Source organism: Chromobacterium sp. CCUG 76385 (assembly GCF_059916625.1).
In genome coordinates, this window is record NZ_JAUCGU010000012.1 from 33,041 (window position 1) to 54,212 (window position 21,172).

Consider the following 21,172-nt stretch of genomic DNA (forward strand, 5'->3'; position numbering starts at 1 on the left):
CCCCCCTCTCCGCCAAATAAAAAGCCCCGATTTTATCGGGGCTTTTTGCATTGCGCGTTCGTTCGCGCAGCCGTTTTTGTATGCCCCCGCATGAATTGCGGCCGTCCGATTCATAACCGCCTATTGTCTCAGTTCGCCCGCAGGAAGAATGTGGCCATCTACGAGGCATTGCCGCCCATCACGCGTCGCGGGCGGGAGCATGGCGATGGAGACTGTCCGCCACCCCAGGCACAGTCTGATCCCCGGCGTTGACGACCAGGTACATGTGGCTGTGGCATGTAAGGCACTGGATGTCGCCGGTCTGCCGCAAGGCAGGCAATACGCAGTTTTGCGAGTGGGCTTGCCTAGGGCGTCGTCGGCCAGCTATTCCTGAATGTAGTTTCCGGGTATGGCGGGCGGGGACCGGGTCTCTTTACCCGTTGTCTGCCGGGCTTCTAGGTTGGTGCAGGGAGGGCAAATGTTCAATGAGCGGCTGCGGGAGCCGGAGCGGATTCTGATTATCGACGACTCGCCGAGCAATGCGCGCGTGGTGGCCGAGGCGCTGCGCGGGCAGGCCGAAGTGCATCATGCTTCGGGTGAGCGGGCGGCGCTTGGCATGGCCAGAAGCCTGAAGCCGGATTTGATCTTGCTGGACATCGCCGTGCCTGGCCGGGATAGCCGCGCCGTTTACCATGCGCTCAAGGCCATGCCGCCATTGCGGGATGTGCCGATCATCTGCATCACGGGCAAAGACGCGGACGACGATCAGTTGCAAGCCCTGGGCATGGACGGCGCCGACTTCCTGCGCCAGCCTTTGAGCGTGCAGGAGACCCGCGCTCGCATCCAGACGCACTTGACCCTGCAGCGCAAGGCGCGGCTGCTGGAGAGGGCGGCGCAGGACATGTCCGATATGCGGCGTTATTTTCCGGTGTTCATCGCTTACTGGAACGCCGACTTGCGCAATATTTCCTGCAATGACGCGGAAGGCTGCTGGTTTGGGCTGCCGGCGGCGGACATGGCCGGCCTGCACGCGCGCGACGCGCTTGGCGCAGACAATTACCGGGCAATGGCAGAGCCGCTGCGGCAAGCACTGGCCGGCAGCGACGCCTTGTTCGAATCGCGTTTTTCACGGCCGGACGGCGAGATCTGGTATGGCAGAGTCGCCTTGATCAGCCGCGGAGCGAATGTGCTGATGATGTCGATTGCCGATGTGACCGACGACAAGCGGACCCAGCACGCCTTGTTTGACGAGAAGGAACGCGCTCGCGTCACGCTCAATGTCTTGGCCGACGCGGTGATCGCCACCGACGACGATGGCCGCGTGACTTTCTTGAATCCCATCGCCGAGAACCTGACTGGGTGGCAGTTTGACGACGCGCTGAACCAGCCTGTCGATATGATACTGCTGCTGCGCAACAGCCAGGGGCGAGCCCTGCCCAGTCCGACGCATCTGGCCTTGGCGGAGCGAAGAACCGTTGGCATGGCGCTGGACTGCGAGCTGCAACAGCGAGACGGCGGACTGCTGGCGGTCGTGGGCCGCGCCGCGCCGGTCATGGACCATGCCGGCAGGCCGGGCGGCGCCGTCGTGGTATTCCACGATGTCAGCGAGGCGCGGGCGATGGCCGTGCGGATGACGCATCTGGCCTATCACGACGCGCTGACCAATCTGCCCAACCGCATCCTGCTGCAGGATAGGCTGTTGCAGGCCTTGCAGCAGGCGGAGCAAAGCGGCGAGCGTTTGGGTCTGCTGATGCTGGACCTGGACCATTTCCAACTGATCAACGACTCGATGGGACATGCGGTGGGCGATCAGCTGTTGCAGTTGGTGGCCTTGCGTCTGCAGCAGGGATTGCGGCCTGGCGATACGGTCAGCCGCCAGGGGGGCGACGAATTCATCATTCTGATGCCGGGCCTGGGCAGCATAGAGCAGGCCGGCATGCTGTCGGAAAAGTTGAGGCGGCTTGTCGCCGAACCTTTCCAGTTGGGCGAGTCGCGCTACGATCTGTCCGCCAGCGTGGGAATCAGCCTGTATCCCGATGACAGCCGCGATGCCGATGAGCTATACCGTCATGCCGACGCCGCGCTGTATCACGCCAAGCAGCAGGGGCGCAATCATTGCCGCTTCTTTTCCGGCGAGATAGAAGAGGCGTTGTTGACGCGGCAGGCGCTGGAGCGGCACTTCCGGATGGGCGCGGAGCAAGAGAGCTTTTTGGTCTACTACCAGCCCAAGGTGGATGTGGAAGACCTCAGCACTGTCGGCGTGGAGGCGCTGATGCGCTGGCGCAAGGAGGATGGCGCTATCCTGGCGCCGGCGGAGTTCATTCCGCTGGCGGAAAAAACCGGCCTGATCCTGCCGCTGGGACAGCTGGTATTGCGCCAGGCTTGCCTGGACGGCAAGCGTTGGCATGACGCCGGCTGCGATCTGCACGTGGCGGTCAATGTCTCCGCCATGCAGATCGCCGCGGCGGGGTTCTGCGAACAATTGCGGGCGACGCTGAAGGAAACCGGCATGGCGCCGGACCGCCTGCAGCTGGAGCTGACTGAAAGCGTGCTGGCGCGGGATGTCGAGCTGACGATGGCGATGCTGTCCGAACTCAAAAGCCTGGGCGTTTCCATCGCCATCGACGATTTCGGCACCGGTTACTCCAGCCTGTCTTATCTGAAGTCTTTTCCCATCGATGTGTTGAAGATAGACCAGAGCTTCGTGCGCGACATGCTCAGCGATAGCAGCAGCGGGGCGATTGTGGCGGCCATCGTCCGGATGGCGCAGGCGATGGGGCTGAGCCTGGTGGCGGAGGGGGTGGAGTCGGCCGAGCAGGCCCATGCCCTGGCCAGGCAGGGGGTGCGGATCATGCAAGGGTTTTATTACGGCAAGCCGATGCCGGTCGAGGAAATGGACCGCCGGCTGAGTTGATCCCGCCGACGGCCCTTCTTGGCTGCCGTGTCGCCCGTTCAGCTCGCCGCCGAGCGGCGCAGCAGCACCGGCACCGATTTGGACGTCGGCGTGTTGGAGATGTCGGCCACGCTGTCCAGCGGAATCAGCGGATTGGTTTCCGGGAAGTAGGCGCCCAGACAGCCGCGCGAGATGTCGTACTCCACCAGCAGGAAGCCGTCGGCGCGGCGCTCGATGCCGTCATGCCATACCGTGAAGATATCCACGCGCTCTCCGGCGGCGAAGCCCAGTCGCGCGATGTCGTCGCGGTGGATCAGCAGCACCCGACGCTGGCCGTAGACGCCGCGGTAGCGGTCGTCCAGGGCGTAGATGGTGGTGTTGTACTGGTCGTGGGAGCGGGCGGTCATCAGCACCATCAGCTTGTCGCCGTGCAGCGCGCGGGCGCGGGCGATGGGCGTGTCCTTCTCCAGCGCGTTGACGATGAATTGCGCCTTGCCGCTGGGCGTGAGCCAGCGCCGCTCGCGCGAGGCCGGCGTCAGGTGGAAGCCGCCAGGCTGGGCCACGCGGGCATTGAAATCTTCAAAGCCAGGCAGGCACTTGGCGATCTCGTCGCGGATTTTGGCGTAGTCGTCCGCATAAGACAGCCAGTCCACTTTGCCGCTGCCCAGCGTGGCATGCGCCATGCGCGCGGTGATGGCGGTTTCGGACAGCAGCTGCTTGGACGCCGGCGGATTGATGCCGTAGGACAGGTGCACCATGCACATCGAATCTTCCACCGTCACGCCTTGCGGACCGGTCTGCTGCAGGTCGATTTCGGTACGGCCCTGCGTCGGCAGGATCAGCGCGTCCTGGCCGTGAATCAGGTGGCTGCGGTTCAGTTTGGTGGAAATCTGCACCGTCAGCGCGCAGTTTCGCAGCGCTTCAAACGTGCGCGGCGTGTCCGGCGTGGCCATGGCGAAGTTGCCGCCCAGGCCGACGAAGACCTTGACCCGGCCGTCCAGCATCGCCTTGATGGTGTCCACCGCGTCCAGGCCGTGCTGGCGCGGCGGCTCGAAGTCGTAAACTTGGGCCAGCCGATCCAGGAATGCCTGGCCAGGCTTGTCCTCGATGCCCATGGTGCGGTCGCCCTGCACATTGGAGTGGCCGCGCACCGGGCACAGGCCCGCGCCGCGGCGGCCGATATTGCCGCGCAGCATCAGCAGGTTGGACAGCATCTGGATGGCGGCCACCGAGTCGCGATGCTGGGTCAGGCCCATGCCCCAGGTGCTGATCACCGCCTTGCCCTTGACGTAGACGCGGGTCAGCGCCTCGATATCCTGAAACGGCACGCCGGAGGCGGCGATCAAATCTGGCCAGCTCTCGCCGCGCAGATCGGCGGCGAAGGCGTCGAAGCCGCTGCAGTGTTCGGCCAGGAAATCCACGTCCAGCACGCGCTCGCCGCCGCTGGCCGCGGCCTCGTCATCGAGTTCCAGCACCCGCTTGGCCACGCCCTTGATCAGCGCGAAGTCGCCGCCCAGGGTGGGGCGGATGAAGAGCGAGCTGATCTCGGCCCCGCCGTTCAGCAGGTCCATTGGGTGCTGCGGGCTGGCGAAGCGGTCCAGTCCTTTTTCCTTCAGCGGATTGATCGAGACGATGGTGGCGCCCCGCTTGGCCGCCGCGCGCAGTTCGTTCAGCATGCGCGGATGGTTGGTGGCCGGGTTCTGGCCGAACACCATGATGGTGTCGGCGTGTTCGAAGTCGTCCAGCACCACCGTGGCCTTGCCCACGCCCACCGTCTGCGGCAGCGCGCGGCTGGACGATTCGTGGCACAGGTTGGAGCAGTCCGGAAAGTTGTTGGTGCCGTACAGGCGCACGAACAGCTGGAACAGGAAGGCGGTTTCGTTGCTGGTGCGGCCGGAGACATAGAACGAGGCGCGATTGGGATCGTCCAGCGCCTTCAGATGGCGGGCGATCAGCGCGAAGGCTTCGTCCCAGCTTATCGGCAGGTAGCGGTCGCTGGCGGTGTCGTAGGCCAGCGGCTCGGTCAGCCTGCCGTGCTGCTCCAGTTCGTAATCGCTCTGTTGCAGCAGTTCCGTCACCGTATGGCGGGCGAAGAAGTCCGCGCCTATGCGTTTGGAGGTGGCTTCGGCCGCCACCGCCTTGACGCCGTTCTCGCAGAACTCAAACGTGGACGTGTGCTCGCGGTCCGGCCAGGCGCAGCCGGGGCAGTCGAAGCCGTCCGGCTGGTTTTGGTGCAGCAGCGTCTTGTAGCGGCTGCCGGGTACTTTTTCCTTCAGCAGCGTGATGGTGGTGCTTTTCAGCGAATCCAGGCCGCCGGCCGGCTGTGGGTAGGGCGCGATGCGTGCCTTGCGCTTGTGATCCATGGTGGGTGTTCCTGCGGTAAAACGCGTACCGCCTGGCATGGCTGCGGGCGGCGCGGTGGCTGAGCTTACTAGGGGCTGTTGACGTTTGGTGAGCGGTCGCGCCGGGATGCGTTTTGCGGCGAATCGAGGCGTTTCGCGCGCCGCATAGTCATTCTCTGCCAGCGCGGAACAACGAAGAGTCGGCGCGAAAGGCGCCCGGCCCTGCGGGTTTGGCCGCTTTGGGCCGGAAGCCGCGTTGCCCAGTCCTTGCATAGAATGACTATGCGTCGGACTGCGCGCCTTGCTTCCGGGCCAAATCGGCTCAAACGCGATCCACTCACCAAACGTCAACAGCCCCTAGGATAATTCCTCGTTGCGGGGCGAGGTCAAGTTTTTATACCCATGACATGGCGTGGATGTGTCGACTCATGCAGCCTGCTGGCTCCGCCGCGCATGCAGGGGGATAATGTCAGCCGTGGCCCGCCGCTGCGAACAGCTGGCGGCACAAGGTTTTTCCGTCTTCGGTCAGGCTGGCCTCGCCATGGCCGGCTTCGTCGATGCGGACGGCGGCGAGTTCCAGCTGGCTCAACAGCGTCAGGCCGCGGCGCAAGGTGCTCATGCGCAGGCCGGCTTGCTTGCACAGCCGCGGCAGCGACCAGGGGCCGTCGCTGGCGTGCTCGGCGCGCCACAATTGCGCCAGCAGCGCGGCGATGGCTGGGGCCAGGTGTTCTGCCTGCAAAGGGGCGTCGGCGGTCATGGGAATCAGTATTAACGGAAACGACGCGTAGTCTAGCGTATTCCCGTCGCCAAGGCGCGGGAGGGAGGGGGCGAGTGGAAGGGATGAGCGAGCAGGCCGGGGCCGCCCGGCTGGAGGTGATGCGTCACCGCGATGGCGCGGCGCAGTCCGCCATGGATTGGGTGGCGGAGGAGGTGCCGGTGGCGCTGGTGTTCAACGGCATCTCGCACGCCGTGATGATGGCGACGCCCTGCGACTTGGAGCAACTGGCGGTGGGCTTCGCGCTGAGCGAGGGCATCGTGGCGCGGCGGGCGGAAATTTTCGATGTCGAGGCCGAGCGGGTTTGCGGCGGCGCCGAGGTCCGGCTGGACATCGCCCAGCCGGCTTTCCTGGCCTTGAAGGACCATCGCCGCTCCTTGGCCGGCCGCACCGGCTGCGGCGTGTGCGGCATCGAGAGCCTGGGCCTGCTCGATCTCTCGCCTGGTCGGATCACGCCGCCGCCGCGTCCGCTGGTCGCCGACGCCGCGATCCTTGCCCGCGCGGCTTCCGAGCTGCCGGCGCGGCAGCGTTTGAACCAGCTCACCGGCTGCGCGCATGCGGCCGCCTGGTGCGGCTTGGATGGCGAGGTGAGGGCGGTGTTCGAGGACGTGGGCCGCCATAATGCGCTGGACAAGCTGATAGGCCATCTGGCGCTGCAAGATGCCTCGCCCGGCGATGGTTTCGTCTTCATGTCCAGCCGCGCCAGCTATGAGCTGGTGCGCAAGGCGGCGCGGGTCAACATCCCGATGCTGGCCACCATCTCCGCGCCCACGGCCCTGGCGGTGGACATCGCGCGTCAGGCCGGCGTGGTGTTGGCCAGTTTCTGCCGGCAGAACGGTTTTGTCGAGTACACCGCCGGCCGCTAGTCGCCATTCAGCGCTGTTGCAGCGCGGCCAAATCTTCTGGCGTGTTGAGATTGCGGAACGCTTGCGGCGCGTCGTCGAAATCCACTGCCAGCGCGCCGGCTTGCGCCTGCCACTCGCGCACCCTGCGGCCGCCGCCGCGCAGATAGTCGCGCAGCGATGGCAATAGCGTGATCGATAGCGCCATGCACACCGGATGCGCTTGCCCCGCGCTGTGCGCCACCGCCAGCTGGCTATGGCCATCGCGCAGCGGCGCCAGCAGCCGCGCGGCCAGGTTTTCCGGCAGCAAGGGCAGGTCGCATGGCGCGGCGATCAGCCATGTGGTCTCGCAAGCGGCCAGGCCGGCTTCCAGCCCGGCCAGCGGGCCGCAGTTGGCGAACTCCGCCGTGTCCGTCACCACCCGGCCCAGCGCGGCGTAACGCTCCAGATTGCGGTTGGCGCTGATCAGCAGCGTGTCGGCCTGCGGCCGCAGCCGCGCGGCGACACGCTCCGCCAGCGCGACGCCATCCAGTTCCACCCATCCCTTGTCCACGCCGCCCATGCGCGAACCCTGGCCGCCGGCCAAGAGCAGGGCGGTGATGCTTTCATTTTCCGAGCGGGTAGGCATGGTTATTTCCTGTCTGGGTAAACAAAACAGGCGGCCGGATGGCCGCCTGTCGAATCATAACGTAGCAAGCGCCGCTCAGTGAGCCGGCTGCGTTTGCTCGCCAGAGGACGTCGCCTCCTTGGCGTCGCGGCGCGAGGCGAGGAACATATACATCGCCGGCACCACGAACAGCGTGAACAGCGTGCCGATGGACAGGCCGGTGAAGATCACCAGGCCCATCGCGTAGCGGCCGGCCGCACCGGCGCCGGAGGCGATCACCAGCGGGATCACGCCGAATACCATGGCGGCGGTGGTCATCAGGATGGGGCGCAGCCGGATCGACGCGGCCTGCTCTATGGCCTCGCGCTTGGACAGGCCGGTCTTGCGCAGCTCGTTGGCCACTTCCACGATCAGAATGCCGTGCTTGCTGATCAGGCCCATCAGCGTCACCAGGCCCACCTCGGTGTAGATGTTCAGCGAGGAGAAGCCCAGGAAGATGAAGATCATCGCGCCGAACAGCGCCAGCGGCACCGACACCAGAATCACCACCGGGTCGCGGAAGCTTTCGAACAGCGCGGACAACGCCAGGAACACGATGATCACCGCGAACAGCATGGTCACCAGGAAGCCGCCGGATTCCTGCATGAACTGGCGGGACTGGCCAGCGTAATCCACACTGTAGCCGGAAGGCGCGGCCTTCTGCACTTCGTCGCGCAGGAATTGCAGCGCTTCGTTTTGCGATACCCCGGCCACGCCGGAAATGGTGACCGAGTTGAGCTGCTGGAAGCGGGTGATGGACTGCGGCACCACGCTGTAACTGAGCTTGGCCACGGTGCCGACCGGAATGACGCCGCTGGCGGGCGTCTTGATGTAGTAGTCCATCAGCTGCGACGGGTTGAGACGGTCCACCTGCTGCACCTGCGGAATCACCTTGTAGGAGCGGCCGTCGATGGAGAAGTAGTTGACGTAGCCGCCGCCCAGCGCGGCGGACAGCGCGTTGCCCACATCCTGCTGGGTCAGCCCCAGCGCGGTCAGCTTGTCGCGGTCCACTTCCACCGTGGCTTGCGGCTTGTCGATTTTGAGGTCGCCGTCGATAAAGTAGAATTTGCCGGAGGCGCGCGCCTTGTCCATCACCTGCTGCGCGACCTGATTGAGGTTTTCGAACGGTTCGGTGGTGTTGATCACAAACTGCACCGGCAAGCCGGAGGCGCCGGGCAGCGGCGGGAACTGGAACGCCGCCACCCGCGCGCCGGCGATCTTGTTCCAGCGCGCTTGCAGGTCAAGCTGGATTTCGTGGGCGTTGCGCTTGCGTTCGCCCCAGTCCTTGAACAGCACGCCGCCTATGCCGGCGTTGACGGTGGGCACGCCGGTGATCTGGAACATCTGCTCGTACTCGGGCATTTCCTTGGCCACCTGGAATACCTGGTTGGCGTAGGTTTGCATCTGGTCGGACGTGGCCGTCGGCGCGCCGACCACCTGCGACATCACGATGCCCTGGTCTTCTTCCGGCGCCAGTTCGGACTTGGACATCTTGAACATCACGGCCAACAGGGCGATCAGGATGACGCCCATCACGATCAGCACCGGCCAGGTTTCCAGGAGGCTGTGCAGAATGCGCTGGTAAGCATGGCGCACGCGCTCGAAGGTACGGTCGATGGCATGGACGAAGGGGCTGTTGTCCATGTCGTTGTTGAAGAAACGCGAGCACATCATCGGCGACAGCGTCAGCGCCACCACGCCGGACACGGTCACGGCCGCCGCCAGGGTGAAGGCGAACTCGGTGAACAGCGCGCCGGTCAGGCCCCCCTGGAAGCCGATCGGCACGTATACGGCCACCAGCACCACCGTCATCGCCAGAATCGGGCCGCCCAGCTCGCGCGCGGCGGTGATGGACGCCTCGAACGGCGACATGCCGTCGCGCATGTGGCGGTCGACGTTTTCCACCACGATGATGGCGTCGTCCACCACCAGGCCGATGGCCAGCACCAGCGCCAGCAGCGTCAGCAGGTTGATGGAGTAGCCCAGCATCAGCATGATGAAGAAGGTGCCGATCAGCGACAGCGGCATGGCGATCACCGGCACCAGCACCGCGCGGAAGCTGCCCAGGAACAGGAAGATCACCACGGTCACGATGACCAGCGCTTCCAGCAGCGTCTTCACCACCTCATGGATGGAGGTGTTGATGAAGTCGGTGGAGTCGTAGACGATCTGGCCGGTCAGGCCGGTCGGCAGCTGCTTCTGCACATCGGGGAAGGCCTTGCGCACTCGCTCCGCCACGTCGAGGATGTTGGCCTCCGGCGCCACCTTGATGCCGATGAACACCGAGCGCACGCCGCTGAAGGCGACGTTGAAGTCGTAATTGTCCGAACCCAGCGTCACGTTGGCCACGTCCTGCAAGCGCACGATGGCGTCGCCGTTGCGCTTGACGGCCAGTTGCTTGAACTCTTCCACCGAGTGCAGGTCGGTGGCCGCGGTCAGCGGGATGGTCACCATCTGTCCCTTGCTGGACCCGAGCGCGGCCAGCGTGTTGTTGCTGGCCAGCGCGGCGCTGACGTCGGCCGCGGTGACGCCGTGCGCCGCCATTTTTGCCGTATCGAGCCAAGCGCGCAGTGCGAAGGGCCGGCCGCCCAGGATTTCCGCCGTCTGCACGCCCGCGATGGAGTCCAGCTTGGGCTTGACCACGCGCACCAGGTAGTCGGTGACGTTGTTGGTGGGCAGCGTGTCGCTATAGAAGCCCATGTACATCGCATCGGTGGTCTGGCCGGTCTGCACCGTCAGCACCGGCTGCTGCGCCTGCGGCGGCAGCTGGTTCTTCACCGAGTTGACCTGGGTGTTGATCTCGGTCAGCGCGCGGTTGGCGTCGTAATTCAGCCGCAGCGTGGCGGTGATGGTGGACACGCCGCTGCTGCTGGTGGAGGACAGGTAGTCGATGCCCTGCGCCTGGGCGATGGCGGACTCCAGCGGCTGAGTGATGAAGCCGGCCACCGTCTTGGCGTCGGCGCCGTAGTAAGCGGTGGAGATGGTCACCACCGCGTTCTGCGTGCGCGGGTACTGGTTGATCGGCAGGCCGAACAGCGAGCGCAGGCCGAGCACCACGATCAGTAGGCTGACTGTGGTGGCCAGCACCGGCCGCTTGATGAAAATATCGGTAAAGTTCATGGCGAGCCTCAGTGTTCTTGCGGCGTCGGGTTCGGGCTATTGGCCGGCTGCACCGAGTTGTTGACGGTGACCGGGGTGCCGGTCTTCAGCTTAAGCTGGCCGCTGGTGACCACTTCCTGGCCTTCCTTCAGGCCGGCGGTGATCGCCACCTGGTCGCCGCGGGTATCGCCGGTGGTGACGAAGGCCTGCTGCGCTTCCAGCCCGTTTTTGCCCTGTTTGACGATGAACACGGTAGAGCCGTACGGGTTGTAGGTGATGGCGGTCTGCGGCAGCGTCAGGTGTTTCTGTTTGCTGCCCACGTCGATGGTGGCGTTGGCGAACATGCCGGGCAGCAGCTTGTGCTTGGGATTGGCGATGGTGGCTTCGATCTGAACATTGCGCGTGGCGGGGTCGATCTTGGGGTTGATCGCGTTGATCTTGCCGTGGAAGGCCTCATCGCCAAAGGCATCGCTCTTGACCTTGACCGGCTGTCCCACGCGCACCTGGCCGATCTGGCGTTGCGGCAGGTTGAAGTCGACATACACCGGGTCGATGGTTTGCAGCGTGACGATCTTGTCGCCCGGATTCAGGTACTGGCCGGGATTGACCGTGGTGATGCCCAGGCGGCCGGAGAACGGCGCGCGTATGGTTTTCTTGGCCACCAGCGCGGCTTGTTGCGCCACCAGCGCGGTCTTGCTCTTCAAGTCGGCCATGTCGGCGTCCACCTGGGCTTGGCTGACGCCCTCGATCGCCAGCTGGGCGCGGTCCCGCTTCAGCGTGGTGGCGGCCAGTTCGGCGGCGGCCTGCAGCGAGCGCAGCTGGGCCTGGTCGGAGTCGGCGTTCAATTGCACCAGCACGTCGCCGGCCTTGACGTCCTGGCCGGACTTGAAGTGCAGGCTGCGCACCTGGCCGGCCACTTCGCTGCTGATGTCCACGCCGTGCACGGCGGTGACGGTGCCGACGGAGCTGAGCTGCGGCTGCCATTCGGCCATCTTGGCGACGGTGGTGGACACCGTCTGCGGGCCCGGCTTGGGCGAGCTGGCGATCAGCTTCTGGATGTGCAGGAAAAAGCCCACGCCCAGCACCACAATCAGCAGCACTACGCCGCCCAACATGATCAACATTCGCTTGGTCATGATTCGTCTTCTTCTTTCAATGGCGATTCGGATTCCGTGTTCCCGCGCCGCGGCGCGAGCCTTGTCTTGCTGCGGCTCAGCCGCCTGTCTGGTCTGTGGCCGCCGGGTGGTTCCACCAGCCGCCGCCCAGCGCCAGGAACAGCGCGGCGGTGTCGGCGTAACGCGCCGCCTGCGCCTGGATCAGGCCGATGCGCGCCTGCTGATAGCTGCGTTGCGCATCCAGCAGCGCCAGGTAGCTGATGCCGCCCAGCTTGTATTGCCGGGTGTTCACGTCCAGCGATTCGCGCGCCTTGGCTTCGGCGTCGGCTTGCGCCCTAAGGGCCAAGGCGTCGGCATCGATGGCGCGCAGGCTGTCGGCCACATTCTGGAAGGCCTTCAGGACCGTGGCGCGGTATTGGGCCTCGGCCTGCTGGTAGGCCGCCTCGGCGGCGCGGCGCTTGGCGCTGAGCGCGCCGCCGTTGAACAGGGGTTGGGTCAAGCCGGCGGTGACGCCCCACAGCGTGTTGCCGATGTCCATCGCGGGCAGCACCGTGTGCTGGGTGCCGTAGCTGCCGCTCAGCGTGATCTGCGGATACTGGTTGGCGGTGGCGACGCCGACTTGCGCGGAGGCCTGGTGCAGCAGGGCTTCGCTGGCGCGGATGTCCGGCCGCTGGCGCGCCAGCGCCGACGGCAGCGACACCGGCAATGCGTCCGGCAGCCGCAGCGATTCGAGATGGAATTCCGGCAGGCCGCCCTCGCCGGGGAAGCGTCCGGCCAGCACGGCCAGTTGGTGTCGGGTTTGCGCCAGCGCCTTTTCCAGCGGCGGCAATTGGGCGCGGGTTTGCGCCACCAGCGTGCCCTGGGTCAGCGCCACCGCGCGCGGATGCGCGCCCAGCTCGACTTGTTTCTCGGCAATGCGCAGCTGCGTCTCCTGCGCCTTCAGCAGCTCGCGGGTGGCTTCCAGTTGGCCGCGCAGCGCCGCTTCCTGCACCGCGGTGGTGACCACGTTGCCGATCAGCGTCTGGTAGGCCGCCTCGGCCTGGAAGCGCTGGTAGTCCGCGGCCGCCATCAGGCTTTCCAGCTGGCGGCGCTCGCCGCCGAACAGGTCCAGGGTGTAGGACACGCCGATGGTGCCGCTGTAGACGTTGAATTCGTTGGGCGTCGATCCGCTGAGGATGGCGCGCTGGCGGCCGCCGCCCAGTTGCGCGTTGACGCTGGGGAAATAAGTGGCGCCGGCCGCGGCGTTGTAGTTTTCCTGCGCCTGGCGCAGCGCGGCCTGGGCGGCGTCCAGCGTCGGATTGTGTTCCAGCGCGGCGCGGATCAGTTGGTCCAGCGGTTCGGAGCGGAACAGCTTCCACCACTCGGCCGGCAGATCCTGGCCATTGATCAGCCGCTGGCCGACGCCGGATGGGCCGACGCGGTCGCCATGCGCGCTGACGGTTTCGGCTTGCAATGGCGTTTCGGTGTACGGCGCGTCTGCGGCCTTGGGCAGGACGGGCGTCTTGAAATCCGGCCCGACGGCGCAGCCTGCCAGGGCCAGCGCCACGGCCAGCCCGACGGCGACTTGCCGCAGCGGCGGGCGGCTGCGGCTTGGATGCGGTTTGGAATGCACGGCATGCTCCTGGATGTACGGAAAGCCGACGCGCCGGGCGGGCCCGGCGCCGGCTTCCTGAATGGCTTCCCCTGCAGCGGTGCGCGGGGCGGGTCAGGGGATGAAGTTGCTATGCTCTATGGATTTGCGCCGTATGTCTACTGGGTTGAGGGTAGGGGTATCGAAATGTCGTATTGTTGAATGCTGCTGTCGCGACTGGCCTGGCTGGCGTCATGCCGGCAGTCGGCCGGCCGCCGCGAGAGGCTCCAGCCCTTGGCGCGCGACCAGATGATCCAGGTAGGTCAGGGCTTGGTTGCCCAGCCGCAGGCCGCGCAGCTCAGATGCGGCGGCTTCCGGCAGTCTGGCCAGCGCGTCTTTGCGGATCAATAGCGTGGCCTCATCGCGGCCGCGCAGCAAGCCTTCCGGGTCGGCCAGTTCGCGGATGCGGTGGGACCAATGCAGAAATTGCGGCTGCCACAGCGGCACCACTGCCCAGTCGCGGCGGGCGACTGCCTGTTCGAAGGCGGCGACGCAGTCGTCCAGGCTGCCATGCCGAAAGGCGTAGCCGGCCTGTTCCAGCCCGTAGCGCGCCATGATCTCCAGCGAGAAGCGGCTGATGCCGGCGCCGGGATTGATGCCCTGGATGGTCTTGACCATGCGCGCCGCGACTTCGGGTTTTCGCAGGTCCGCCAGCGTGGAGACGGCTTCTGGCGGCACGTAGTCGGGAACGCCCCACAGGGCGTACGGGGTGTACAGCACGGTCAGTTTTTCCACTTCATGCTCGATGGGCGCCAGGTAGGCGCCGTGGCTGCCGGGCAGCCAGGCGCTGCACAGCAGGTCGCCCTGGCCGCTGGCCAGCAGCTCGAAGGCGCGTTCGTGCGGCACGCGCCATTCGCTGACGGTGACGCCGTGTTTTTGCAAGATGGCGGCCACCACGCCGGCGCTGGCGGCGTGGAAGGAGAGGTCTATGGTGATCAGGGTGAGGTGGCTTCGCATGGATTCTTCCCATCAGTAAAAAGGCTGCGCGCAGGCGGCCGATAGCGGACAAGCAGACGGTCAGAAGCCCGACAGCACGATCTTGCCTTTGGCGGTATTGCTTTCCAGCAGGGCGTGGGCGCGTTTCAGGTTGGCGGCATTGATGGCGCCGAAGCGTTCGGCCACGGTGCTTTTCACGATGCCGGCGTCCACCAGGCGGGCCAGTTCGGTCAGCAGCGTGTGCTGGGCGATCTGGTCGTCGGTGGCGAACATCGAGCGCGTGTACATGAATTCCCAGTGCAGCGAGAGGCTTTTCGTCTTCAGCGGACGGACGTCCAGCGTGGCGGGATCGTCGATCAGCGCGAGCTTGCCCTGCGGCGCCAGCGACTCGACGATCTCGGCGAAGTGCTGCTCGGTCTGGTTCAGGCTGGCGACGTAATCGACGTGCTCGATGCCGATGCGCTTCAGTTCCTGGCTCAGCGGCTGGCGGTGGTCGATGACATGGTGGGCGCCCAGATCCTTGACCCAGGCCTGGGTTTCAGGACGCGAGGCGGTGCCGATGACAGTCAGCCCGGTCAGTTGGCGCGCCAGTTGGACCAGGATGGAGCCGACGCCGCCGGCGGCGCCGACGATCAGCAGCTTCTTGCCGGCCGGTTGGCCGTTGGCCAGCACTTGCAGGCGGTCGAACAACAGCTCCCAGGCGGTGATGGCGGTCAGCGGCAGAGCGGCGGCGGTTTCGAAGTCCAGGCTATCCGGCATCTTGCCGACGATGCGCTCGTCCACCGCGTGCAGCTCGCTGTTGGCGCCGGGGCGCTGCAAGGCGCCGGCGTACCAGACGCGGTCGCCCGGCTGGAACAGGCTGACCTTGCTGCCGACGGCGCGCACCACGCCGGCCGCGTCCCAGCCCAGCACGCGCGGCTGGCCGGCTGGCGGCGCCATATTGGCGCGGACTTTGACGTCCACCGGGTTGACCGAGATGGCTCTCACTTCGACCAGCAGGTCGTGTTCGCCGATGATCGGTTCGGGCAGTTCGACGTCCAGCAAGGCTTCGGCGTGGTCGATCGGCAGGTTTTGGTAATAGGCGATGGCTTTCATGGCATTTCCTTTGTTGCGGTGGCGTGAATCAGTGCCTGCATGGTATTGCTATTTGATTGAGAGAAAATCCAGCTATGATTGGAATCAGTTTCAAAATTAAATTGATAAAATGATCAGATTGGACGATTTGCAGGTCTTCATCCGCGCGGCGGACCACGGCAGCTTGTCGGCGGCGGCGCGCCAGCTGGACCTGAGCCCGGCCGTGGCCAGCGCCGCGCTGAAACGGCTGGAGGCGGAAGTCGGGGCGCAACTGTTGGCCCGCTCCACCCGCAGCCTGAGACTGACGCTGGCCGGCGAGCGCTATCTGGTCCACGCCCGCGCCGCGCTGGATGCGGTGCAGGCCGGCAGCCTGGCATTGGCGCAGGACAGGCAGGCGCTGGCCGGCAGCTTGTCCCTGTCCATGCCGTCCGACCTGGGACGCAATCTGCTGCGGCCGTGGCTGGATGATTTTCTGGCGCGGCATCCGGGCCTCAGCCTGCAGCTGCGCGTCAGCGATCGGGTGGCGGATCTGTACCGCCAGCCGGTGGATGTGGCGGTGCGTTACGGTGTGCCGGATGACTCCAGCCTGGTGGCCCTGCCGCTGGCGCCGGACAACCGCCGCGTGTTGTGCGCGTCGCCGGATTACCTGGCCCGGCATGGCGAGCCGCGTGCGCCGCAGGACTTGCGCGGACACCAGTGTCTGCGCCTGGTGCTGGGCGAGGCGGTGCACGAGCGCTGGAGCTTCGAGCGCGACGGCGAGCGGCAGACGGTGGCGGTGAGCGGGCGCTGGATGAGCGACGACGGCGAGATCGTGCGGCGCTGGGCGGCGGCGGGGCGCGGCATCGCTTACAAGTCCAGATTGGACGTGCTGGCGGATTTGCGTTCGGGCGCCTTGCGGTCCTTGTTGCCGGATTGCCTCACGGAGCCGGCGCCGTTGTATCTGGTGACGCCGCACCGCTTGATGCTGTCGCCGGCGGTGGTGGCGCTGCGCGAGCACTTGCAAACTTGCCTGGCCGGCTATCTGGCTGAACCATAATGAAAAGACGGCCGGGGCAGTCGGTTCCGGAACAAGTTGCGAGAGGGGGCGGGGGCGATGTGTATTTTCCGTAAAGATTCGGGCTATAATCGCGGCCTTGAATCCTAATTCTTGCGAATCCAGTATTCCAAGTCACAATCTTCCACATGATCCGCAAGCTAATCCGAAAAGTTCTGGAATTGCCGGCCGGCATGGCCAAGCGCCGCGGCAAGCTCCGCGTGTATCCGCTGCCGCAGCACGGCGTTCGCCGCGACCAGTTGAGTTCCGCCGCCCTGCGCGTGACCAGCCGCCTGCAAGAGGCCGGCTTTGCCGCCTACGTGGTGGGCGGGGCGGTGCGCGACCTGATGCTGGGCGTGTCGCCCAAGGATTTCGACGTGGCGACCAATGCCACGCCGGAGCAGGTGCATCACCTGTTCCGCCGCTCCCGCATCATCGGCCGCCGCTTCCGCATCGTCCACGTGATGATGGGGCCGGAAACCATAGAGGTGACCACCTTCCGCGGCGGCAGCGTCGACGACACCAATGAAACCGGCCGCATCATGGCCGACAACAGTTTCGGCAGCCAAGAAGAAGACGCGCACCGCCGCGACTTCACCGTCAATGCGCTGTTCTATGATCCGTCCGACGAAACCGTCATCGACTACCACAACGGCGTCAAGGACCTGCACGCCAAGAAACTGGTGATGATAGGCCAGCCGGCGCGCCGCTATCAGGAAGATCCGGTGCGCATGCTGCGCGCGGTGCGCCTGGCCGCCAAGCTGGGTTTCGAGATCGACGACGCCACCAAGAAGCCCATCCGCGCCCACGCCCATCTGCTGAAGAAAGAGCCGCCGGCCCGTCTGTTCGACGAACTGCTGAAGCTCCTGATGTCCGGCCATGCCTATGCCTGCTTGAAGAAGCTGCGCGAGGAAGGCCTGGCGCGCGGCGTGTTCCCGCTGTTGGACGCAGTGATGGACGACAAGGCCGGCGACGATCCTTTCCTGCGCCTGAGCCTGGACAGCACCGACGCGCGGCTGCGCGCCGACAAACCGATTTCCGTCGGCTTCCTGCTGGCCACCTTGCTGTGGCGCCAGGTGAACCAGGGCTGGCAAAAGCGCATGGCGGCAGGCGAGAAGAGCCTGCCGGCGCTGATGTCCGCCATTGCCGACATCGAGGCGGAACAGGACAACGACTTTGCCATCCCGCGTCGTTTCAGCGTCACCATGCGCGAAATCTGGACGCTGCAGGCGCGCTTCGACAGCCGCACCGGCAGCCGGCCATATCGCTTCCTGGAGCAGCCGCGCTTCCGCGCCGCCTATGACTTCCTGGCCCTGCGCAGCGAGGCCGGCGAAGTCCCGCGCGCGCTGGTGGAGTGGTGGGAGCGCTTCCAGCGCGCCGACGGCGCCGAGTGCGAACGGCTGATCGCCGAGGCCAGGGAAAGCGGCGCCGGAGACGAGCCGGCCAAGAAGCGCCGCCGTCGCCGCAGCGGCAGCCGCCGGCGCAGCGAGGGCGCCAGCGAGGGGAGCCCTGAGTGACGCTGGCTTATGTCGCTCTGGGCAGCAACCTGGAGCAGCCGGACCAGCAGGTGAGGGCCGCGCTCGCGGCCCTTGGCCATTTGCCCGGCAGCGCCTTGCTGCGCCACTCTTCGCTGTACCGCACCGCGCCGGTCGGCTACGCCGACCAACCCGATTTCATCAATGCCGTGGCGGCGCTGGATACCCAGTTGTCGCCCGCGGATTTGCTGGAGGCGCTGTTCGCCATCGAACAGCGCTTCGGCCGCCAGCGCAGCTTTCGCAATGCGCCCAGGGTGCTGGACCTTGACCTGCTGTATTACCATGGCGTGGTTTGCGCCGATGAGGCCCTGACGCTGCCGCACCCGCGCATGCGCGACCGCGCCTTCGTGATGGTGCCCCTGGCCGAGATCGCTCGCGGCGAGATTCTGCCCGGCGTGGGCGACGTTTCCGCGCTGGCCGCCGCGCTGAGCGGCGATGGCATTGAAAAGCTGGACGAGGCCGGCTGAACCCGCTCAAGAACAGGAAAAACATGAGTCAACTGCGATATGTGGTGGTGGAGGGGCCGATAGGCTCCGGCAAGTCATCGCTGGCCAAGCGGCTGTCCGCCTACTGGGGCGTGCAACTGAAGGCGGAAGACCCGGCGGCCAATCCGTTTCTGCCGCGTTTCTACCGCAATATGCCGGCGCACGCGCTGTCCACCCAACTGAGCTTCCTGACGCAGCGCGCCGACATCGCGCGCGACATGTTGCAGGGCGAACTGATGACTGCGCCGCTGGTGTCGGACTTCCTGTTCGAGAAGGACGATCTGTTCGCGCGGATGAACCTGGACGAGCATGAGCTGGCGCTGTATCGCCGCCTGGCCAGGCTGGCGCTGCCGGAATATCCGGTGCCGGATCTGGTGATTTATCTGCAGGCGTCCGAGGAGACGCTGCTGCAGCGCGTGGCGGCGCGCGCCATCGACTACGAGGTGAACTTCCCCGAGGGCTACCTCAAGCGCGTCCACGCCGGTTATAACGAATTTTTCCATCAGTACGAGGCCGCGCCGCTGCTGATCGTCAACACCGATCATCTGAATCTGGTGGACGGCGACGAGGACTTCGAGTTATTGATCCGCTGCATTGCAGAAATGCGCGGCCAGCGCAGTTATTTCAACAAGAGCGTCTGACCGGGTTCGTCCCGCGCGGCGCCGCGATGGAACACGAGGAAGTCGAGAAATGAAAATAACCGTCAATACCTTGCACAAGCTGGCGGCTGAAGGCCAGAAGATCACCATGCTGACTTGCTACGACGCCAGCTTCGCCAGCCTGCTGGACGAGGCCGGCGTGGAAATCCTGCTGGTTGGCGATTCGCTGGGCCCGGTGATGCAGGGCATCGATTCCACGCTGCCGGTCAGCGAGGACGAGATGGCCTATCACATCCGCTGCGTGGCGCGCGGCGCCAAGAATGCGCTGATCCTGGGCGACATGACTTTCGGCGCCTATCAGCAAAGTCCGCAGCAAGCCTTCGCCCACGCGGCGCGCCTGCTGCAGGCCGGCGCGCATATGGTGAAGCTGGAGGGCGGCGCCTATATGGCCGAAACCACCCGCTTCCTGGTGGAGCGCGGCGTGCCGGTGTGCTCGCATATCGGGTTGACCCCGCAGTTCGTCAACGCCTTCGGCGGCTACCGCGTGCAGGGCCGCGGCGATGATGGCCAGCGTGTCCTCAATGACGCCAAGGCGCTGGCCGAGGCCGGCGCCAGCATGATCGTGATGGAGTGCGTGCCGGCGGCGCTGGCCAAGGAAATCACCGACACCGTCAATGTGCCGACCATAGGCATCGGCGCCGGCGTGGATACGTCCGGCCAGGTGCTGGTGCTGCACGACATGCTGGGCGTGTATCCGGGCAAGAAAGCGAAGTTCGTCAAGAACTTCATGGAAGAGGTGGGCAGCATCCAGGGCGCTGTCCAAGCCTATATCAAGGCGGTGAAGGACAAGACCTTCCCGTCCGCTGAGCATACCTACTGAGCCCGGGAGACAATAAGCGATGGAAATCATCCGTAGCGTGGCCGACATGCGCGCCTGGCGCAAGCAGGCCGGCAAGCTGGCCTTTGTGCCTACCATGGGCAATCTGCACGAAGGGCATTTGAAACTGGTCAAGGCCGCGCGCGAGCAAGCCGATAAAGTCGTGGTCAGCATCTTCGTCAATCGGCTGCAGTTCGGCCAGGGCGAGGACTTCGACGCGTATCCGCGCACCTTTGAATCCGATTGCGAGAAACTGCGCGCCGCCGGCGTCGACGCGCTGTTCTTCCCGGACGAGCGCGAGCTGTATCCGCGCGTCAAGCAGGACTTCAACGTGGAGCCGCCGCATATCCAGAACGAGCTGTGCGGCGCTTTCCGCCCCGGGCACTTCCGCGGCGTGGCAACGGTGGTGACTAAGCTGTTCAATATCGTGCAGCCGGACGTCGCCTGCTTCGGCAAGAAGGATTACCAGCAGCTGCATGTGATCCAGGCCATGGTGGACGATCTGAACTCGCCGATCGCCATCGTGCCGGTGGACACCGGCCGCGCCGACGACGGCCTGGCGCTGTCGTCGCGCAACGGCTATCTGTCCGCCGAGGAGCGCGCCGAAGCGCCGCGTCTGTATCGCAATCTGTGCGCCATCCGCGACGGACTGCTGGCCGGCAGCCATGACTACGCCGCGCTGGAAAAGACTGCCCGCGACGATCTGAGCGCCGCCGGCTGGGTGGTGGATTATGTCGAAGTGCGCCAGGCCGACACGCTGGAAATCGCCCATGCCGGCGAGAAGCGGCTGGTGGTGTTGGCTGCCGCGCGCCTGGGCAAGACCCGTCTGATCGACAATATCGAAGTGTTCCGCTGAATCCGGAACAAGAAGGAAAGTTGTCATGCAACGCAATATGCTCAAGTCCAAGCTTCATCGGGTGACCACCACGCATGCCGAGCTGCATTACATCGGCTCCTGCGCCATCGATGAAAACCTGCTGGAAGCGGCGGATATTCTCGAATACGAAGAAGTGCAGATCTGGAACGTCACCAACGGCGAGCGTTTCGCCACCTACGCGATCAAGGCGGAGCGCGGCTCCGGCGTGATCTCGGTCAATGGTTCGGCCGCTCGCCGCGCCGCGCCGGGCGATCTGCTGATCATCGCCTCTTTCGCGCAATACGAAGACGCCGAGCTGAAAAACCATTCGCCTAAGCTGGTGTTTGTCGACGGCAATAACCAGCTGACCGAAGTGAAGGGCGCGACGCCTACGCAGCCGGCTTAAATGCGCAGCCGTTTATCTTGAATCGATGCCGCCCCAACGGGCGGCATTTT

17 protein-coding genes are annotated in these 21,172 nt (G+C 65.4%); 9 read left to right on the forward strand and 8 right to left on the reverse strand.

The annotated features are described in order from the left end of the window. Positions 1 to 457 precede the first annotated feature (457 nt). Complete coding sequence (locus QUG01_RS10065) at positions 458 to 2,893, forward strand: two-component system response regulator (RefSeq protein WP_500830013.1); 2,436 nt, start codon at positions 458 to 460, stop codon at positions 2,891 to 2,893. Between the two features lie 38 nt (positions 2,894 to 2,931). Here the strand turns inward: QUG01_RS10065 and QUG01_RS10070 are convergent, their stop codons facing one another. Both QUG01_RS10070 and QUG01_RS10075 read right to left on the reverse strand, forming a co-directional pair. After that, positions 2,932 to 5,235, reverse strand: coding sequence for an FdhF/YdeP family oxidoreductase (locus QUG01_RS10070; RefSeq protein ID WP_500830014.1), 2,304 nt, complete (start codon positions 5,233 to 5,235; stop codon positions 2,932 to 2,934). Positions 5,236 to 5,683: 448 nt separating this feature from the next. Next, positions 5,684 to 5,971, reverse strand: coding sequence for a hypothetical protein (locus QUG01_RS10075; protein ID WP_500830015.1), 288 nt, complete (start codon positions 5,969 to 5,971; stop codon positions 5,684 to 5,686). A gap of 83 nt (positions 5,972 to 6,054) precedes the next feature. Here QUG01_RS10075 and fdhD point away from each other — a divergent pair, with 83 nt between their 5' ends. After that, complete coding sequence (fdhD, locus tag QUG01_RS10080) at positions 6,055 to 6,855, forward strand: formate dehydrogenase accessory sulfurtransferase FdhD (RefSeq protein WP_500830016.1); 801 nt, start codon at positions 6,055 to 6,057, stop codon at positions 6,853 to 6,855. 7 nt (positions 6,856 to 6,862) lie between these two features. On the opposite strand, the gene mobA is transcribed toward fdhD, so the two are convergent. The 6 genes from mobA to QUG01_RS10110 form a co-directional block, all read right to left on the reverse strand. Next, positions 6,863 to 7,459, reverse strand: coding sequence for a molybdenum cofactor guanylyltransferase MobA (gene mobA, locus QUG01_RS10085; protein WP_500830017.1), 597 nt, complete (start codon positions 7,457 to 7,459; stop codon positions 6,863 to 6,865). 75 nt (positions 7,460 to 7,534) lie between these two features. Next, complete coding sequence (locus QUG01_RS10090; RefSeq protein ID WP_500830018.1) at positions 7,535 to 10,597, reverse strand: efflux RND transporter permease subunit; 3,063 nt, start codon at positions 10,595 to 10,597, stop codon at positions 7,535 to 7,537. Positions 10,598 to 10,605: 8 nt separating this feature from the next. Then, positions 10,606 to 11,712, reverse strand: coding sequence for an efflux RND transporter periplasmic adaptor subunit (locus QUG01_RS10095; RefSeq protein WP_500830019.1), 1,107 nt, complete (start codon positions 11,710 to 11,712; stop codon positions 10,606 to 10,608). A gap of 76 nt (positions 11,713 to 11,788) precedes the next feature. Beyond that, positions 11,789 to 13,303 (reverse strand): efflux transporter outer membrane subunit, encoded by a 1,515-nt coding sequence (locus tag QUG01_RS10100; RefSeq protein WP_500830020.1) that lies wholly within the window; start codon positions 13,301 to 13,303, stop codon positions 11,789 to 11,791. 210 nt (positions 13,304 to 13,513) lie between these two features. After that, positions 13,514 to 14,278 carry a glycine betaine ABC transporter substrate-binding protein gene (locus QUG01_RS10105; protein ID WP_500830021.1) on the reverse strand — a complete coding sequence of 255 codons (765 nt, stop codon included), beginning with the start codon at positions 14,276 to 14,278 and terminating at the stop codon, positions 13,514 to 13,516. A gap of 60 nt (positions 14,279 to 14,338) precedes the next feature. Further along, entirely contained in the window at positions 14,339 to 15,352 is a 1,014-nt protein-coding gene (locus tag QUG01_RS10110) for a zinc-binding alcohol dehydrogenase family protein (RefSeq protein WP_500830022.1), read from the reverse strand. A 109-nt stretch (positions 15,353 to 15,461) separates the two neighbouring features. On the opposite strand from QUG01_RS10110, the gene QUG01_RS10115 reads away from it, so the two are divergent. From QUG01_RS10115 to panD, 7 genes are all read left to right on the forward strand, one after another. Next, positions 15,462 to 16,367: a LysR family transcriptional regulator gene (locus tag QUG01_RS10115; RefSeq protein ID WP_500830023.1), complete on the forward strand. Its 906-nt coding sequence runs from the start codon at positions 15,462 to 15,464 to the stop codon at positions 16,365 to 16,367. A gap of 146 nt (positions 16,368 to 16,513) precedes the next feature. Continuing rightward, the gene (gene pcnB, locus QUG01_RS10120; RefSeq protein ID WP_500830024.1) at positions 16,514 to 17,881 is read left to right on the forward strand and encodes a polynucleotide adenylyltransferase PcnB; all 1,368 of its coding nucleotides are present in this window, start codon (positions 16,514 to 16,516) and stop codon (positions 17,879 to 17,881) included. Further along, on the forward strand, positions 17,878 to 18,366 hold the full coding sequence (gene folK / locus QUG01_RS10125; RefSeq protein WP_500830025.1) for a 2-amino-4-hydroxy-6-hydroxymethyldihydropteridine diphosphokinase: 489 nt from the start codon (positions 17,878 to 17,880) through the stop codon (positions 18,364 to 18,366). The genes pcnB and folK overlap by 4 nt, the downstream gene beginning before the upstream one ends. A 23-nt stretch (positions 18,367 to 18,389) precedes the next feature. Further along, complete coding sequence (locus QUG01_RS10130; protein ID WP_500830026.1) at positions 18,390 to 19,025, forward strand: deoxynucleoside kinase; 636 nt, start codon at positions 18,390 to 18,392, stop codon at positions 19,023 to 19,025. Between the two features lie 49 nt (positions 19,026 to 19,074). Continuing rightward, positions 19,075 to 19,863 (forward strand): 3-methyl-2-oxobutanoate hydroxymethyltransferase, encoded by a 789-nt coding sequence (panB, locus tag QUG01_RS10135; RefSeq protein WP_500830027.1) that lies wholly within the window; start codon positions 19,075 to 19,077, stop codon positions 19,861 to 19,863. A gap of 19 nt (positions 19,864 to 19,882) precedes the next feature. Continuing rightward, the gene (panC, locus tag QUG01_RS10140; protein ID WP_043629690.1) at positions 19,883 to 20,716 is read left to right on the forward strand and encodes a pantoate--beta-alanine ligase; all 834 of its coding nucleotides are present in this window, start codon (positions 19,883 to 19,885) and stop codon (positions 20,714 to 20,716) included. Positions 20,717 to 20,741: 25 nt separating this feature from the next. Continuing rightward, positions 20,742 to 21,122, forward strand: a complete 381-nt coding sequence (gene panD, locus QUG01_RS10145) for an aspartate 1-decarboxylase (protein WP_500830028.1) — start codon at positions 20,742 to 20,744, stop codon at positions 21,120 to 21,122. Positions 21,123 to 21,172 lie beyond the last annotated feature (50 nt).